14 protein-coding genes and 1 pseudogene are annotated in these 16,863 nt (G+C 35.5%); 4 read left to right on the top strand and 11 right to left on the bottom strand.

Translation table 11 applies throughout. The features are described from left to right. Positions 1–35: 35 nt before the first annotated feature. Together FY049_RS05680 and aspA are read right to left on the bottom strand one after the other, a co-directional pair. Complete coding sequence (locus FY049_RS05680) at positions 36–1,037, bottom strand: hypothetical protein (protein WP_446083338.1); 1,002 nt, start codon at positions 1,035–1,037, stop codon at positions 36–38. A gap of 143 nt (positions 1,038–1,180) precedes the next feature. Continuing rightward, positions 1,181–2,632 (bottom strand): aspartate ammonia-lyase, encoded by a 1,452-nt coding sequence (gene aspA / locus FY049_RS05675; RefSeq protein ID WP_004821911.1) that lies wholly within the window; start codon positions 2,630–2,632, stop codon positions 1,181–1,183. A 374-nt stretch (positions 2,633–3,006) separates the two neighbouring features. Between aspA and putP the strand changes: the two genes are divergently transcribed. Continuing rightward, complete coding sequence (gene putP / locus FY049_RS05670; protein ID WP_004719871.1) at positions 3,007–4,512, top strand: sodium/proline symporter PutP; 1,506 nt, start codon at positions 3,007–3,009, stop codon at positions 4,510–4,512. A 51-nt stretch (positions 4,513–4,563) separates the two neighbouring features. On the opposite strand, the gene FY049_RS05665 is transcribed toward putP, so the two are convergent. Further along, entirely contained in the window at positions 4,564–5,061 is a 498-nt protein-coding gene (locus FY049_RS05665; protein WP_004821915.1) for an Lrp/AsnC ligand binding domain-containing protein, read from the bottom strand. A 120-nt stretch (positions 5,062–5,181) separates the two neighbouring features. Here FY049_RS05665 and putA point away from each other — a divergent pair, with 120 nt between their 5' ends. Further along, positions 5,182–8,937: a trifunctional transcriptional regulator/proline dehydrogenase/L-glutamate gamma-semialdehyde dehydrogenase gene (putA, locus tag FY049_RS05660; protein ID WP_446083337.1), complete on the top strand. Its 3,756-nt coding sequence runs from the start codon at positions 5,182–5,184 to the stop codon at positions 8,935–8,937. A 140-nt stretch (positions 8,938–9,077) separates the two neighbouring features. On the opposite strand, the gene FY049_RS05655 is transcribed toward putA, so the two are convergent. The 5 genes from FY049_RS05655 to FY049_RS05635 form a co-directional block, all read right to left on the bottom strand. Then, positions 9,078–9,644: a TetR/AcrR family transcriptional regulator gene (locus FY049_RS05655; protein ID WP_446083336.1), complete on the bottom strand. Its 567-nt coding sequence runs from the start codon at positions 9,642–9,644 to the stop codon at positions 9,078–9,080. A 29-nt stretch (positions 9,645–9,673) separates the two neighbouring features. After that, positions 9,674–10,018, bottom strand: coding sequence for a DMT family transporter (locus FY049_RS05650; RefSeq protein WP_035372365.1), 345 nt, complete (start codon positions 10,016–10,018; stop codon positions 9,674–9,676). A gap of 901 nt (positions 10,019–10,919) precedes the next feature. Beyond that, positions 10,920–11,144 (bottom strand): hypothetical protein, encoded by a 225-nt coding sequence (locus FY049_RS05645; RefSeq protein ID WP_446083335.1) that lies wholly within the window; start codon positions 11,142–11,144, stop codon positions 10,920–10,922. Positions 11,145–11,221: 77 nt separating this feature from the next. Continuing rightward, entirely contained in the window at positions 11,222–12,217 is a 996-nt protein-coding gene (locus FY049_RS05640) for an alpha/beta hydrolase (RefSeq protein ID WP_056511909.1), read from the bottom strand. 131 nt (positions 12,218–12,348) lie between these two features. Continuing rightward, the gene (locus FY049_RS05635) at positions 12,349–12,564 is read right to left on the bottom strand and encodes a hypothetical protein (RefSeq protein WP_056511607.1); all 216 of its coding nucleotides are present in this window, start codon (positions 12,562–12,564) and stop codon (positions 12,349–12,351) included. Positions 12,565–12,902: 338 nt separating this feature from the next. Between FY049_RS05635 and FY049_RS05630 the strand changes: the two genes are divergently transcribed. Further along, a complete protein-coding gene (locus tag FY049_RS05630) occupies positions 12,903–13,184 on the top strand; it encodes a hypothetical protein (protein ID WP_004719854.1) in 282 nt (93 codons plus the stop codon). Between the two features lie 273 nt (positions 13,185–13,457). Here FY049_RS05630 and FY049_RS05625 read toward each other — a convergent pair. The 3 genes and pseudogenes from FY049_RS05625 to FY049_RS05615 all read right to left on the bottom strand — a co-directional run bounded on the left by FY049_RS05625 (position 13,458) and on the right by FY049_RS05615 (position 16,162). Next, positions 13,458–14,684: pseudogene (locus tag FY049_RS05625) on the bottom strand (acetamidase/formamidase family protein). Between the two features lie 411 nt (positions 14,685–15,095). After that, positions 15,096–15,476: an MliC family protein gene (locus FY049_RS05620; protein ID WP_004719841.1), complete on the bottom strand. Its 381-nt coding sequence runs from the start codon at positions 15,474–15,476 to the stop codon at positions 15,096–15,098. A gap of 560 nt (positions 15,477–16,036) precedes the next feature. Further along, positions 16,037–16,162, bottom strand: coding sequence for a hypothetical protein (locus tag FY049_RS05615; protein WP_004821939.1), 126 nt, complete (start codon positions 16,160–16,162; stop codon positions 16,037–16,039). 211 nt (positions 16,163–16,373) lie between these two features. Here FY049_RS05615 and FY049_RS05610 point away from each other — a divergent pair, with 211 nt between their 5' ends. Continuing rightward, positions 16,374–16,838, top strand: a complete 465-nt coding sequence (locus FY049_RS05610; protein ID WP_154131006.1) for a DoxX family protein — start codon at positions 16,374–16,376, stop codon at positions 16,836–16,838. Positions 16,839–16,863: the final 25 nt, after the last annotated feature.

The raw sequence follows: 16,863 nt of genomic DNA, 5'->3' as shown, positions 1-16,863 counted from the left end.
CTGGTTTAAAAATTACAGCATAGCGCTAAGTAAAATCATGCATTGTCGTCTGTAGAATTCATCTGATCTTTTTTCACATCTTTAGAAGGTTTAGTCGATAATGAATCATTAAATAATTTATTCATTATAGGCTTAATCACTCGATAAATAATCAAGCCAAGAAATACCAGTAAATAAAGTGGCCAAATGGTGACTAAAATAACCAATAAATCCAAAATAAATTGCCAGCCATATTGAATACCTTCCCAAGCACGCTTCCAAAAACTATCACCGTTTAAGCGTGCCACAGCAGCAACATCAACATCCAGACTTTCTCTCACCATTGCAGGTTGCTTAATGGCAATACTAATCGTGCTAAAACGCACCCGATCTTGAACTTCAAGTTGGGTTAAACGGGAAATTTCATTCAGCTGTGATTGTTTTGTATCACTAGGTACAGTTTGAGTTTGTCCAATTTTTTCTTCTAAAAGCTTTAACTCAAACCGCTTTGCAGAATATTGTTGTTGATTTAAAAAGTACATCAATGGCAATAACTGATTGACATATACCGCAGCTTTATCACTCGGTACTCTGACAATGATCTCCGCATACGGATCAACTTTTTCAAAAACTCGGATTTTACCATCCGCAATTTTTTGTGTTTTTACATCGAGTACATCAAAACTGATATTTTTCTGCTCTATAAAGCCACCCGCTTGAAAAGTGAGCTTATCAATTTCTAAAGCAGTTTTAACCACATCTTTGGCGGTAAAATTAACCTGAGCTTCACGCACCATACGACGTGCTTTTTCTGCTTGACTGACATCGGTACTTAAAATAGTTTCAGGTTTTTGTTCAGTCACAGGTGTGGTATCAACAGAATTTTCAGTAGCTTGCTCAGCACTTTTTTCTGCAGCATCAGCCGCTTGTGCAGCATCCTGAGCAACAACTTGTGCATCTTGAGCAGACGCCGAACTTTCAGCAGCTTCTTCCGTTTTTTTCGCGCATCCAGAAAGAAGTACCAAGCTTAAGGCGAGAATTAAATGTTTATTATTCATAGATTATTGACTTTTGTTGGTGATTTTAAATTTTGTTGAATTATAAAGAAACTTTACTTTTTTTACCATGCATAAAAATACAGCACCGAAATGCTGTATCTATCAGCGTTTTTTACACGGATCAACAAGTGTAATTCAAACAATTAGCCTGCTTTACCGATTTCTTCATATGGCTGTACTGCAATTTCTGAAATCATATTTTCAAAAGAGAAAATTTCATCTAGACGTTCTTGGCTCAATAAACCTTGTTCAAGTACAACCTCTTGAATGGTTTTATTTTCAGCAATACATTGCTTCCCAATTTCATCACACTTCGCATGACCTAAAATTGGATCAAGTAAGGTAATAATTCCAACACTACGCATCACAGCATCAAAACAGGTTTTTTCATTGGCAACCACACCTTGAATACACTTCTCATCCAAGGTTTGAATCGCATTGATCAGTAACTCAATTGATTCATTCATGGTAAGCGCAATCACAGGCTCCATCACATTTAACTGTAATTGGCCTGCTTCTGCTGCAAAGGTAATGGTTAAATCATTACCAATCACTTTAAATGCAATTTGATTGACGACTTCGGGAATCACAGGATTGACTTTCGCTGGCATGATCGATGAACCAGCTTGTAATTCAGGTAAGCGAATTTCCCATAAACCTGTTCTTGGGCCAGAACTTAATAGACGTAAGTCATTACAGATTTTAGAGAGTTTTACAGCTAAACGTTTTAAGGTGCTTGAAAGGATAATAAATACACCGCAGTCACTGGTCGCTTCAACATAATCTTCTGCACCAATTAAGTTTAAACCTGTTAAGGCTTTTAAATTTTCATTGACCTGCGCAGCATAACCATGTGGCGTATTTACCCCTGTACCAATCGCAGTAGCGCCTAAATTAATTTCTAATAAAAGTTCACGGGTTTTTTTAATTAAACGAACATCTTCTTTGAGTAATGTCGCGAAGGCATGAAACTCTTGTCCTAATGTCATTGGGACAGCATCTTGTAACTGTGTTCGTCCCATTTTTAACACATACTGAAACTCAGCAGATTTTAATGTCAGTGAACTAATCAAATTATTAATTTTTTCAAATAACAAATCCAGTGAATAGTAAGTTGCTAAACGTAATGCGGTGGGATAGACATCATTGGTCGATTGAGATTTATTGACATGGTCATTTGGATGGATGATGTCATAACGTCCTTTCGCATAACCTAAAGACTCTAACGCGATATTGGCAATGACTTCATTGGTATTCATATTAATCGATGTACCCGCACCACCTTGGTATACATCTGATGGAAATGCATCTTTCCAATTTTGCGGATTTTCAATCAGTTGATCACTTGCTTTTTGAATCGCTACACTGATTTCTTCAGAGATCTTATTAAATTGCAAATTGGTTTGTGCCGAGGCCTTTTTGACCTGAGCCAAAGCGCGGATAAAAAAGCTTTGCTCACCGACGGTATGTTTAGAAATATTAAAATTTTCTAAAGCTCGGATTGTATGAATACCATAATAACTGTTTATAGGAACTTCTTTACTTCCCAATAAATCTTTTTCTATTCTTGTAACTTCAGGTTGAACCGTTTCCATGTGATCTGCTCATTATATATTTATGCACTATAGTTGTGCAGTTACAATAATATTCCTTCTCATCTGCTTTTGTACTAGCAAAATATGTCATTTCGATAAACAATTTTATGGAATTATCAATTAAACGTTAACAATGTAACTTTGCGTAAAGTATAATCCCACAGTCTCTAAACACTCCCAGTAGAATTTTTTTGGATATAAATTGCTGATTTTTTGCATTTGTATCTAAAGTTACAATCGGATACATAAATCTTGCACAATCACCTTATAAAAATCACAGCGATATTTTTTAGTTGTGTGAAAGAATTCGCTCGTGAAACTTATGCGATAAAAAATAAAACTTGGAGATTTACTCCACAAGGACTGAATTAAATATGGACTCACTCAACCCTACAGTTGTCACGTTTATCTTTTATATCATTGCAATGGTTTGTATTGGCTTATATGCCTATAGAAAAACCACAGATTTCTCAGATTATATTTTGGGAGGTCGAAGTTTAGGGAGTTTTGTCACTGCACTTTCAGCAGGTGCATCGGATATGAGTGGCTGGCTACTCATGGGACTCCCAGGTGCAATTTACCTGACTGGATTATCTGAATCATGGATCGCAATCGGGCTCATTATTGGTGCTTGGCTCAACTGGTACTTGGTCGCAGGCCGTTTACGTGTCCATACTGAAATACAAAATAATGCATTAACATTACCAGATTATTTCACCAGCCGTTTTGGTGATAAAAAGAAAGTGATCCGTATCATTTCTGCGCTGGTCATTTTAATCTTCTTTGGTATTTACTGTGCTTCAGGCATGGTGGCAGGTGCACGTTTATTTGAAAGTATTTTTGCTATGAACTACACCACTGCTCTTTGGGTCAGTGCGATTGCAACCATCAGTTATGTGTGTATTGGTGGGTTCCTTGCGATCAGTTGGACAGATACATTTCAAGCGGGCTTGATGATTTTTGCATTACTGTTGGCACCGATTATGACTTTCTTGGCAGTCGGTGATTTACAACATGTCAATCAATTGATTGAAACTGCACGTCCACATGCAGCAAATATGTTCCAAGGGGTCAGTTTTATCGCCATCATTTCATCAATGGCATGGGGCTTAGGCTATTTTGGACAACCGCATATTCTAGTCCGTTTTATGGCAGCAGATTCAGTGAAAACCATTCCTAATGCTCGTCGTATTGGTATGGCGTGGATGATTCTATGTTTAGCGGGCGCTGTTGCTGTAGGTTATGTTGGTATTGCTTATTTCCAAGCACATCCTGATATTCCGTCAGCTGCAATTGTGGCAAAAAATCCAGAAACAGTGTTTATGGAATTAACCAAAATCTTATTTAATCCATGGGTTGCTGGTGTTGTTTTAGCCGCTATTTTAGCCGCTGTCATGAGCACCTTAAGCTGTCAGCTTTTGGTATGCTCAAGCACATTGACTGAAGATTTATATAAATCTTTTCTTCGCAAAAAAGCCTCACAAAATGAGTTGGTTTGGGTCGGTCGTTTAATGGTTTTAGCCATTTCAGTACTCGCGATCATTTTGGCATTTAACCCAGAAAGCAAGGTACTTGGTCTAGTGGCGTATGCATGGGCTGGTTTTGGTGCTGCATTTGGTCCACTTATTTTATTGTCTGTGTTTTGGAAACGTATGACTTTAAATGGCGCATTGATCGGTATCATTGTCGGTGCTGTAACGGTAATTGTTTGGAAAAACACCATGGCGCATACTGGTTTATATGAAATCGTGCCAGGCTTTGTGCTTTCTTTCATCAGCATCATTGTGGTCAGTTTAATGGACAAAGCCCCTGAAAAAGAAGTAATTGATCGTTTTGAAAATGCTGAGCAAATTTATAACCGTGAAATGAAAAATATGTAAATTCAAATGTTTGAATAAATCATTAGAGTTAGGGGCATTCATGCCCCTTTTCTATTTCTTTACTTTCGCTTTAAAATTTAAATGTAATTGTGAACTGTCTTTAATCACTTCCATCACTGGATAACTACGCGTTTCCTTTACCCCAGGCAATTGCCACAGGACCTGCCCTGAAATACGACGAAACTCCTCCATATCTGCACACCGAATTTTCACTAAAAAATCAAAACCACCACTAATCATATGACATGCCATAATTTCTGGATATTGTACGATTGCATCTGAAAAAGCATCCAAAGCATTGGGTGTAGTTTTGTCTAAAAGAATCTCAACAAATACCACAAAATTAGCGCCTAACATTTTAGGATTTAGTTTTGCTTCATAGCCCAAAATAAATCCTTCCCCTGTCAATTTCTGCACCCGAGCAAGCGCGGCTGTTGGGGATAAATTAACTTTTTCAGCCAACTTAATATTGGAAATCTTTCCATCTTTTTGCAAAATATCCAAAATCCGAATATCTATACGATCCAAGCTTAAATAAGCACTTTCCATAGAATAATTCTCTAAATATTATTCAAATTATAGTGAGTTATTCACTAAATATTCTGTAATCATAAATTATATAAACCCAACTGCTCAACAAAAATATTTGCTAGTCACAGGACGTTGACAATGAATATGGATTCGCCTCAAGTTTTAAATGCAAACCTACTTCCAAGTTTGGATTACATTACCGAATTTAAAGACAAAACTGATTTTGAAGAAGAAATCAATCATGCGTGGCGTCGTACTGAATCGGAATGCGTTGAAAACTTACTTGAGCACAGTCAAATTTCTGAAGAAATGAATCAGAAAATTTATGACATTGCATTTAACTTAGCGCATAGCTTACGTGACCGTAAAAGTTCGTCAGGCAAAGCAGGTATCGTACAGGGTCTGCTGCAAGAGTTTTCATTGTCTTCACAAGAAGGCATCGCATTGATGTGCTTGGCTGAAGCCTTGTTACGTATCCCTGATAGTGCGACCCGAGACTTATTGATTCGCGATAAAATTAATCAAGGTAACTGGAAAGATCATTTAGGCCAAAGTAATCTCATGTTTGTCAATGCTGCTGCATGGGGACTCATGCTGACAGGCAAACTGATGGAAACACCTAAACAAACCAGCCTTTCGGGGATCCTCACTTCGCTCTTAGCACGTACGGGTAAAGGCATCATCCGTAAAGCAGTTGATGCAGCAATGCGTATGATGGGTGAACAGTTTGTTACTGGTGAAACCATTGAAGAGGCTTTGGACAATGCCAAAACTCTTGAAGACAAAGGTTTCCGTTATTCTTATGACATGCTTGGTGAAGCAGCACTGACTGAACACGATGCAGATCGCTATTTCGAAGACTATACACAAGCGATTCATGCCATAGGTAAAGCGTCTGAAGGTAAAGATGTTTATACCGGCCCTGGAATTTCAATTAAACTTTCGGCTTTACATCCACGTTATCAACGTTCTCAAACCGAACGTGTGCATCATGAACTTTATCCTCGTATTTTAAATTTAGCACTTTTAGCTAAGACCTATGATATTGGTCTCAATATTGATGCTGAAGAAGCGGATCGTTTAGAGCTGTCTTTAGAATTACTTGAGCGTTTATGCTTTGAGCCACAACTGGCAAACTGGAAAGGTATAGGCTTTGTGATCCAAGCCTATCAAAAGCGTTGTTTCTATGTGGTGGATTATATTATTGATCTGGCAAAACGTAGTCAAAAACGTTTAATGATTCGTCTGGTCAAAGGTGCTTACTGGGACAGTGAAATCAAAAAAGCACAAATTGACGGTATGTCTGACTACCCAGTCTTTACCCGTAAAGTGCATACAGATTTGTCTTATATTGCTTGTGCAAAAAAACTATTGGCTGCGCCTGATCAGGTGTATCCGCAATTTGCAACACATAATGCGCAAACACTTGCCACTATTTATGAGTTAGCAGATCCACAAAAATATTATCTTGGTCAATATGAATTCCAATGCTTACATGGCATGGGTGAACCACTTTATGAACAAGTGGTAGGCAAGGTTTCAGATCAGAAATTAGGGATTCCATGTCGTATTTATGCGCCTGTCGGTAATCACGAAACCTTATTGGCCTATCTGGTTCGACGTTTATTGGAAAATGGTGCGAATACCTCATTTGTTAACCGTATTGCAGATAAAAATATTAAAATTGAAGACTTGATTGAAAACCCAGTTCAAGAGATTTTACATACTGCAGAAAAAGAGCACGCAGTCGGGTTTAAACACCCTGCTATTCCGCTTCCTCATGATTTATATCAAGGCATACGCCAAAACTCTCAAGGTTTAGACTTAGCTGATGACAGTAAATTACAAGATTTAAATCAAACTGTTCAACACTATTTAAAACACCAGTGGAACAGTTATAGCCTTGTCGATCAGCTTGATTTACAAGACTTAGCTGAAATAAATTCGCAAGAAATCCGTAATCCAGCTGATCATTCAGATCTAGTTGGTTATGTGATCGAAGCAGAAACAGCACAAGTCGATTTGGCCTTAGATAACGCTCATCAAGCTTTTGAAAATTGGAAAAATGCATCTCAAGATTTTCGTGCAGAGTTATTGCTCAAAGCTGCTACGATTATGGAATCGCGTATTCAGGAACTGATGGTTTTACTGTGCCGTGAAAGTGGTAAAACTTATAGTAATGGTATTGCTGAAGTACGTGAAGCCGTTGATTTCCTTAGATACTATGCAGCACAAATGCAAAGCATTGAGGATAATGGCACACTCAGCCCATTGGGTACAATTTTATGTATCAGCCCTTGGAACTTCCCGCTTGCAATTTTTACTGGACAAATTTCAGCAGCACTTGTTGCAGGAAATACCGTAATTGCTAAACCTGCTGAACAAACCCCATTAATTGCAGCACAAGCAATTCAAATCTTATGGGAAGCAGGAGTTCCAAAATCAGTAGTACAATTACTTCCTGGTCGTGGTGAAACAGTTGGGGCAAAACTCAGCCAAGATGAACGTATTCAAGGCATTATGTTCACAGGTTCCACTGAAGTTGCTAAGATTTTACAAAAAACCGTAGCACAACGCCTGAGTCCAACAGGTCAACCGATTCCTTTGATTGCTGAAACGGGTGGCCAAAATGCGATGATCGTAGATTCTTCTGCGCTGACAGAACAAGTCGTAATTGATGCAGTAAATTCAGCATTTGATAGCGCTGGTCAACGTTGTTCTGCCCTCCGTGTATTGTGCGTTCAAGAAGACAATGCAGCAACCTTGATTAAGATGCTTAAAGGTGCCATGCAACAGCTCAACATTGGACAACCTATTTTGCTTAAAACAGATATAGGTCCAGTGATTGATGGTGAAGCGCAACAGAATATTGAAAAACATATCGAAATGATGCGGAGCAAAGGCTATGCAATACATCAACTTGCTTATGAAACACCAACATCTGATCTAAATGCAGGCACATTTATTGTCCCGACAGTGATTGAGCTTCCAAATCTGAATGATTTAAAACGTGAAGTTTTTGGACCTGTATTGCATGTCATTACCTATAAATATGGTGAATTAAAGCAATTGTTAGAACATATCAATGCAAAAGGATATGGCCTAACCATGGGTTTACATACACGTATCGATGAAACTATTCAAACCACCATTGAACATGCGGAAGTGGGTAACTTATATATTAACCGTAACATTGTAGGTGCCGTTGTAGGCGTACAACCTTTTGGTGGTGAAGGTTTATCAGGAACAGGACCTAAAGCTGGCGGTCCGATTTATTTATATAAATTGATGCAGCATACAGCGCTACCTAATCGCCCTTTTGGTACTGTAAAAAATATCTCTGAACAGCTCAATTTAAAGCCATCTGAAATTCAAACAGAGTTTCACACTTGGGCAAAACAGCACTATGCGCAATGGGCTATGCATCAGTATCAATCACCGATTGCTTTATATGAACTTCCGGGTCCAACAGGTGAATTGAATCAATACCATGTTGTATCACGTCATCGGATATTGGCAATCGCAGCGCAAGAACAGGCTTTACTGAATCAGTTTAATGCAATTTTGTCTCTCAATGCACAAGTCTGTATTTTAAGTGACGATGCGATTGCTTTAAAAATGATTCAAAGTATGCCAAAAGCGTTGCAACAAAAATTTTCGATGATCAATGATGTGGCTGTTGGAGAGTTTGATGCAGTTTTACATCAAGGTGCTGGTCTAAAAGAATTACAAACTCTGATTGCGCAACGTGAAGGTGCAATTGTTGGCATAACTCATTTAGCGGATGCCAATACAATTATTCCACTTGCACCATTACTCATTGAGCGTGCGATCAGTATCAATACTGCGGCTGCAGGCGGAAATGCAAGTTTAATGACTTTAGGCAGTGAATAAATCATAAAGCAATGATTTAACCAAGTTTAAAGAATGTTTTCCATTCCAAGCCAATATCATTTGGCTTGGTTTTTTTATTTTGGATTTTTATTTTGATCTGTAGCTATTGGTTTTGCTTACAAAGCAGAGCAAATGAATCACTATTCAGGATAAGTCCTTAACAACAATTCCTGTTTAATTTCCTCATAATCATCCTGCATTTTTGGGGAGAGGCTTTGAACAAACCATGCCCCATCGGCTGCATAACGTAATATTTTTAATGTGGCAGAATCATCCGTTTCAGCATGTTGAGACAATCGCCGTGTCAGCCATTGATCCCACTTCTCACTATAAGATTTATCTGTCATCAATGTCATGCTTAAAGCACTCCATACCGTGTTGACACCAAATGAAGGACTTAAGGTGACATCAATATATGCACGTGTAAAACAGCCATAAGTAACTGGATCTTTTTCAATTGCCAGACTAACTTGCTGGTCCAATTTTTGGATTAACTCTTCCAACATGGCCTCAATCAGAACTTGTTTATTGGCAAAATGATGAAATACACCACCTTTAGTTACACCTGAACGCGTTGCAATACTTTGAATAGATACGCCATTTACACCATGTTCAGCAACTAAACTCATCGTGTTAGCTAAAATTAATTTTTTAACACCTTCAGGATCTTTTTTACGTTGATAAGCATTTTCTACAATTTTATCCATACTCAAATCTTACCTGCTTCGTGCTTTTATCAATGCCCTGCTGATGTTGAAAATAAGTTAATCACCAATACACCTGAAATAATTAATCCAATGCCTGCAATTGCTGCAAAGTCTAAGCTTTGTTTGAAAATGAAGTAACCCACCAAAGCAGTGAGGATAATACCGACACCAGCCCAAATTGCATAAGCAATACCCAATGGAATTGTTTTAATCACGTGAGAAAGTAAATAAAAAGAAATCACATAAAAAAATACCACCAGTAAACTCGGTACTAACTTTGTGAAGCCTTGCGATTTCACTAAGAATGTTGAACCTGTTACTTCAGCGATGATAGCGACCGCCAACAAACTATAGGCAAAAACAATAGAATTCATAAATTCATCAAAAGATACCATTTGGTTGGTATGTTATATAAATTCAATTTTTAATACAATCTATAACTATACGAAATCTCACGCATTAAATTTGATGAATAAAAAGCAACATCACTTTGATAAAAACTATTTTTATAAAAAAAGACGAGTTATCAATATGATACTCGCCTCTTTTCTTCAATTTTCTACTTAATCAGGTTGGGTGAATAAAGTAGAAAAATGAAATTATAAACAACAAGGCAATTATCGCCAAAATTAAATACGTGTTTACCGTGTTGAAACTCTTTATAAAGTTTAAAATTTCCATTATTTTTCGTCACAGAATAAACCAGCATTTATTCTAATATATTTTGTCACAATTTGTAAGATCATTAAGCCTGATTAAATTAAAAAACACTTAAAAATTGAGTCTAAACGTCTACTTTTACAGCATGAATAGATATTAAAAAGATTCATTATAAATGATAAATATTCTCATATAGTTGTTTTTATTAAGTTATTCTGTAGCTTTTGATAACAATATCACAATAATCAGACCACCACTCCATTGATTAGAAAGTATTAACACTCATTAGATTATCTTAATAAAATATGTTTTTAATGTTTTAAACACATGATAAAAAAATCAAAAAAATGAAACATTTAGATACACCATCCAAAAAATGTGAATAAAAAACAAAGGATTTATCGGGATTTGTTACAAGTTGTGTTTAACAATAAGAGCACATATCAATGTTTTATATGTACTAAATTTTGATTTTAACAGGCAAAAGTGATCACTATAGGATCAAGTAAGTGTTTAAAAGATATATTACTTTTTCTCATGCAATATGATAAAAAAATTTACACTCATTCCTTGAGTTGTAAATTTTAAAAATTGTTATTCTATTTATTAAAAGGCTTATTTCACCTCAAAATGGTGTTTTTCTGTGACCAATTTAATTTTTATATCTTTGTAGTAGCGAACCATTGTGTTGTTTGAATCTTTCTTGAGTGCGTCTGCAAATTTATCTTCATTCATTAACTTAGCATAAGTTTTATAGCCAATTTCTAAAGTTGATGCTTTCTTACTTGATTCTTGAAATTCATCTATACGCTTGTTGATTTGCTTTACACTGATTTCCATCTTTCATTTCTCACTACAATTTTATTTTTTATAACATGCTTTTATGACAATTCAGTTTAAATCATTATTTTTTGAGTTTATTTTGAATCAACATTTTTCTTCAAAAACAAAATAGTTTGATCAAATGTTTGCTGACTCGCCTTTTTGCCCAAGAAAAATTGATATTCATGGACCAACCATTCTTTTGATTCAGGGTAGAAAACAGCTTGAATAGGGATTTGCTTTTCTTGCAACGCTTTTACAAAAGGAATGGACTGTGTATTTGTCAGAAAATCTTTATTACCCCCACTGATAAAAACAGGTGGATAGTTTTTGGTAAGATGTTGTATAGGTGATAAACGTTTTAAATATTCAGGATTGTCTTTTTGATTACCTGTATAAGCTTGGACAAGATTATTTACCCCCCATTCAATCAGTTTGATTTCATCTGGTGCTGTATTGATAAAGGCGTTCATATCATAAATTCCGCAATGTAGAATTAAACCCTTAAGTTGTGAAGTTTGAATCGAGGCTGTAAATCCAGATTCTATGGCGAAATTTGGATTAGTGAGAAGCGCTGCATAATGACTGGCTAAATTGGCCCCAGCCGAATCCCCTGCTAAAAATAATTGATCAGCATCTATATGGTATTGTTTTGCATTTTGCTGGATAAATCGCAGTGCGTTATTGATTTGATACAACTGCGTTGGATAAATTGCTTGCGGTGCAAATTGGTATTGCACAGAAACAACATTATAACCTTGTGCTGCAAGCAACTTAAAATATCCTCTTGCATTATCTTTAGCACCTGAAATCCAACCACCGCCATGAATCCAGATCACTGTTGGGCGTTTTCCAACGTGTTGAATATCTTTTGCTTGATAGAGATCTAAACTTAGTTTTGGCTGTTCTTGGTATGCAATGTTATTGCTAACAATGACATTCTCTGGTGCATATTTATCCATCAGATAGCGTTGAAAATGTGTTGAAGTATCAAATGCCTTGGCAATAATTTTGTTATTTTTTTGCACATTTTGGCAAGCAGATAATGTGAATAGCGAAAGTGTACAAATAAGAATTTTCAGTTTATGCATTTTGACCTCAAAATGTTCAATCATTGTGATTTTCACATTATCGATACATTCAATTGTGGGCCTAATATAGCTTAAAAAATGAATTCCTTTTCTTTTAATTTCAATGCAAAAAATAACTAAAAAATTTTAATTTATATTTGTGCAATTTGTTGATGTAGACTTTGCAAAAATAAATCCGCTTCAGCTTTGGTCTGGCACTTTTTAAGATATAGGCCATTGGCATTTTGATTGTGCGGTGTATATTCTATACTTATAGAAAAATTTTGCGTAATCATATTCTTAGATACATGTATCGCGATAATATGCAGTGAATTTAGGTAAAAACCATCTTCTATTTTAACCAGCATTTTAAGCCTCAAACTTTATAACACAGAGAGAGTAATACAAAAAAGCCCATCTTTTGATGAGCTTATTGTTTAAATATTTTAAACTTAATCATACTTCAATTTAGCCAATATTTAAAATTTTTGGTTGTTTATTATGTAACAAAAGGAATATCCTCTAAGAATTTTCTTGAACAATACAATAAAAAAATCTAACACATCATCAAAATTCAGCTTTAGATTGTCCGACATTTTTTCAATTGATCAAAATACTTTGATGTTAGATTGGCTAAATCGTGATACTTATCACATTTCATAATAAAAGTTATTTTGTCTAAATCTCTTTTATGGAGGTTGTTAATATGAATTATTTGATTATTTTAAATTCCTCACAAGTACATCATTTAGATGAAGTCCATAAGCTCATCTGTGACTATGATGCTTCAATTCGGGTGAACCCCTCCACTTGGCTGATCAACACAAGCTATGAAGCCAACATCATTCGCCAACATTTAGCGAGTATTATTAGCATTCATGACTCTCTGTTAGTCTTTAAGATTGATGGTGAACATTCATTTACCAACGATTTGGATTTAAATGACTGGATGGAGGATATAAATAGTAAAAGTATGATTCGTGTCTAAAGCTCACTCTGCTAAATTGCCATAACCAAGTCTTAAATAAACATGATTCTTCATGTTTTAAGAGTTTTAGCATTGATGTCGGATATCGAAAGCCACGATAACAAACGGTTCAGTATCGTTTGAAAGCATAAATAGATAAATTGCAGGAAAACAATCCACACTGATAAAGACGAATAAATTATAGTTTTTTATTATTTCAAAGATAATGATGAATCCTTGAAAGCAGATTATACGACCTTACTTTCAAGGATATTTAATTAAGCAGCTCTAGTTTTACTTAGCGTCTTCAACAAACTCTTTAAAGTCAGCTTTACGTATTTTGGCATGGATCCCCTTGGTCTTATCGACCACTTGCGATACTTCAAAATCAGTAGCAGCACTCAGATATGCATAAGCAATCGCTTCATCAATACCATATTCTTGATTTAAAAACCGAATTGCTTCACGTGTAGATTTTTTCATTGCTTCGTCTAAATCTTCGTCTAATCCTGGTGTGATCCAAAATTCAGCATTTTCTGCTAATGGCTGTACGATTTCTTTACCCGGGATTTTATCTTTGCCTGTTTTTAATAAAGTGAATTTGAGTGTTGCTCTTGCTGAAGCTTCTAATGCAGTTAGAGCAACTTCGCCATCACCTTGGGCAAAATGACTATCACCTGTATAGAACAATGCACCCGGCACTTGTACTGGATAATATGCAGTTGATCCAGCACCTAACTCATTAATATCAATATTACCGCCATACATCGCTGGTGGTACTGAATGAACTGGTTGTGATGTATTCGGTGCGACCCCCATAATGCCCATAAACGGGCTTAGCGGGAAACGAATCGATTTACCTGATTGTGTTTTTAGTACCCCCTCATATTCACCCTAGGTATTTTTTTCTATTGGGGTAAAGACTGAAACATTTCCATATCGCTCAGGATGTTCAGCCGAAGCATTTTCTTGTTGTGGTCTTTTAGGAAATTCGCCCACTAAAGCACCTTTACCATGACGATTTGAAATGACGCCATAGGGAACACGAGGCTCTACTTTAATGACTTCTACTTTTAAAATATCACCGGCTTGTGCGCCTTGAATTTCAATTGGGCCAGTCACAATATGAGGTCCATCTTTATTAAAATCATGTTTTAGAGAAGATTTTGTAATATTTTTTGCTTCATCTAAAATGTATTCATCTTTCACCCCTTTTGATTTAAAGAATTTTTCCGCATCCCGCCCTTGATCTTCAAGTAAACCTTCATGTGAAACTGTATCGAAAGTCACAACACTTCCCGATGGAACAGAAATCACAGGCTTAGCATCTTTATTCGGTAAGTAGCCCCAAGTAATGGTGTTTAAAGTCGAGGGTACGTAATAATTGCCTTTGTATTCACCGTCTTTTAGTTGAACTGGCTTATTGGATAATTGCTTAAGAACATTAAAACTTTCAGCATGAACGACTGAAGTACTGATAGCACTGAAAATAAACAGTGAAAGAACCGTGTGCTTAAACATAAAAATACCTTTAATAATTGAAAAATAAAAATATTGCAAAGGTGTTTTCAGCAAATTTCATGCCACGGTAAAATTACTTTAATCTATTCATTTCAATAGATATTGCGCCAATTGTTTACAATTAGTCGGTCTATTCAAGTGCATAAATAATGAAATGCCCGTAAATATCTTATTTTTGAATGGGTTTTAAAGTACTTAATTTTAATGTGTACAGTTTTCTCTCAACCTATTCGGCTTCTTTCATAAGTCCTTTTAGGGCGATAAGCCAGCAAACTCCCCCTCATCCTAGCCTTCTCTCAAAGGGAGTAAAAACTTTTAACACCAATATAATTCACTCATTACGATATTTTTTGATTGATGAACTACGAATAAAAAACCCCACCAAATGGTGGGGCTATTTACATCATAATTCTATTTAACTTCTTTTACTGTAAAAGATTTATCTTTAGCAAGTTCAATGGTTCCTTCATCGCCTTTAGAATGAATTGAAACACCATTGTCACCTTCTAAACGCATACCGCTTCCAGCAGGTACTTCTTTCAATGAATAATTATTTCCATCGCTATCCGTTAATGTCGCTGTAACAAAATTATCACTGGTCTTAAGTGTAAATTGTTTCTTATCAGCAGTTTCATACTTCACCGTTTTTTCAGCCGACTCATTTGTATCAACAGCAACGGCACTACTACTTACCTCATTATCAGGAGATGTCGCTTTATCTTTGTCTTTTGCACTACACCCAGCAACAAAAACAACAGCTAAAAAAGATGAAATTAATAATAATTTTTTCATGTTTAATCTCGAATAAATATGGAAGTTAAGTTCTAACATAGCGCTTTAGAGCAATCCAACCACTTATTTCGAATAACTACTTGTTGCATACACAAATTATAACAATCACTTAGAACCTTATACATTTTAAGCTTGAATTTTGTTTTAATTTAAATATTTAGTTTTATTTTTTGATCAATGAATAAGATGTATTAAGCCTAGATAAGTGCTGTCATTGCTGATTAGAACGAGACGGCTTTATATCATTAAAGAAAATTACTACGCTATCTTAGCTTATGCCTACAGTATGATTTGTTATAGAGAAAGCCTAAAAATTACTTGAATTAGATATAAAAAATCCAAATAAAACTTTGCTTTAAAATTAATAACTCCCCCACTTTTCGATATCTTTTAATTGTGAAATAGAGCCTAAAGAATCAAAGATCTATCTATAAAATATTTGTCTAATCTCAAACAAGACTTTATCTTTACAATAAAAAAGACGCTTTAAGCGTCTTAGCATAAACACGATTTCGCCAATCCATTATATCAATCAGCCCACTGTATCAGTGGGCGTTGGGTTAACTGTCCTTATCGACTGAATGTGGCGTTGTTGTTTGATCTTGCTTTTGTGTATCTGTATCTCTTTTTTGACACGCTGTTAAGCCGATCAACATAGCTAAACTTAAAATTGAAAAGATTTTCATACTTCGCTCAGTTTTGCTTAAAAAATATACAATATCAAAGTATAGACTTCTTGATGTGTATTTTATGAAACTTACGTAACATTTCGAACAGCCTTAGCAAAATTTTAAATCTGTATAAATGACAAATTATATACACTCACCAACAATGCTTACATTTAAAAAGTCTGCTCAGATTATTAAGATATTTTCTAATTTTCAGAATCATAGAAACATGCTTGGTTTTCTCTTTAAAAATCCATTTAATTCGCCAAAATTTAGTCACTTCGCCTTAATATTAGCCAGAATTTCGATCGGTTTATTTTTCTTTACAACGGGTTATAACAAATTATTTGTAGAGAAAAATCAACAAATCATGTTGGAAACGATTGTTTCGGCAGGTATACCTTTTCCAGAAGTGACAGCTATCATTGTTTCTTTATTTGAATTTGTATTCGGGCTATTGCTAACCATAGGATTATTTACTCAGTTAACCAGCCTTATATTGATCTTTATTTGCTTTGTTGCACTCGTAACCGTTGGTATTTATACAATTCCACCAGGCCTTAATTTGATCACTTGGATAAGCTGGTTTTTCTATATTCATGATTTGCTTTATATTTTCATTTTACTTTTTATTTTTACAAACAAGCCAGATTCTTTCACTCTAGATAAACTTTTTTTCAAAAAATACTTTTAGAAAATAGCCACTTTTTGGGGAAGTG

This window comes from Acinetobacter sp. 1125_18A (genome assembly GCF_052824985.1).
This window is presented reverse-complemented; position numbering and strand designations above follow the sequence as displayed.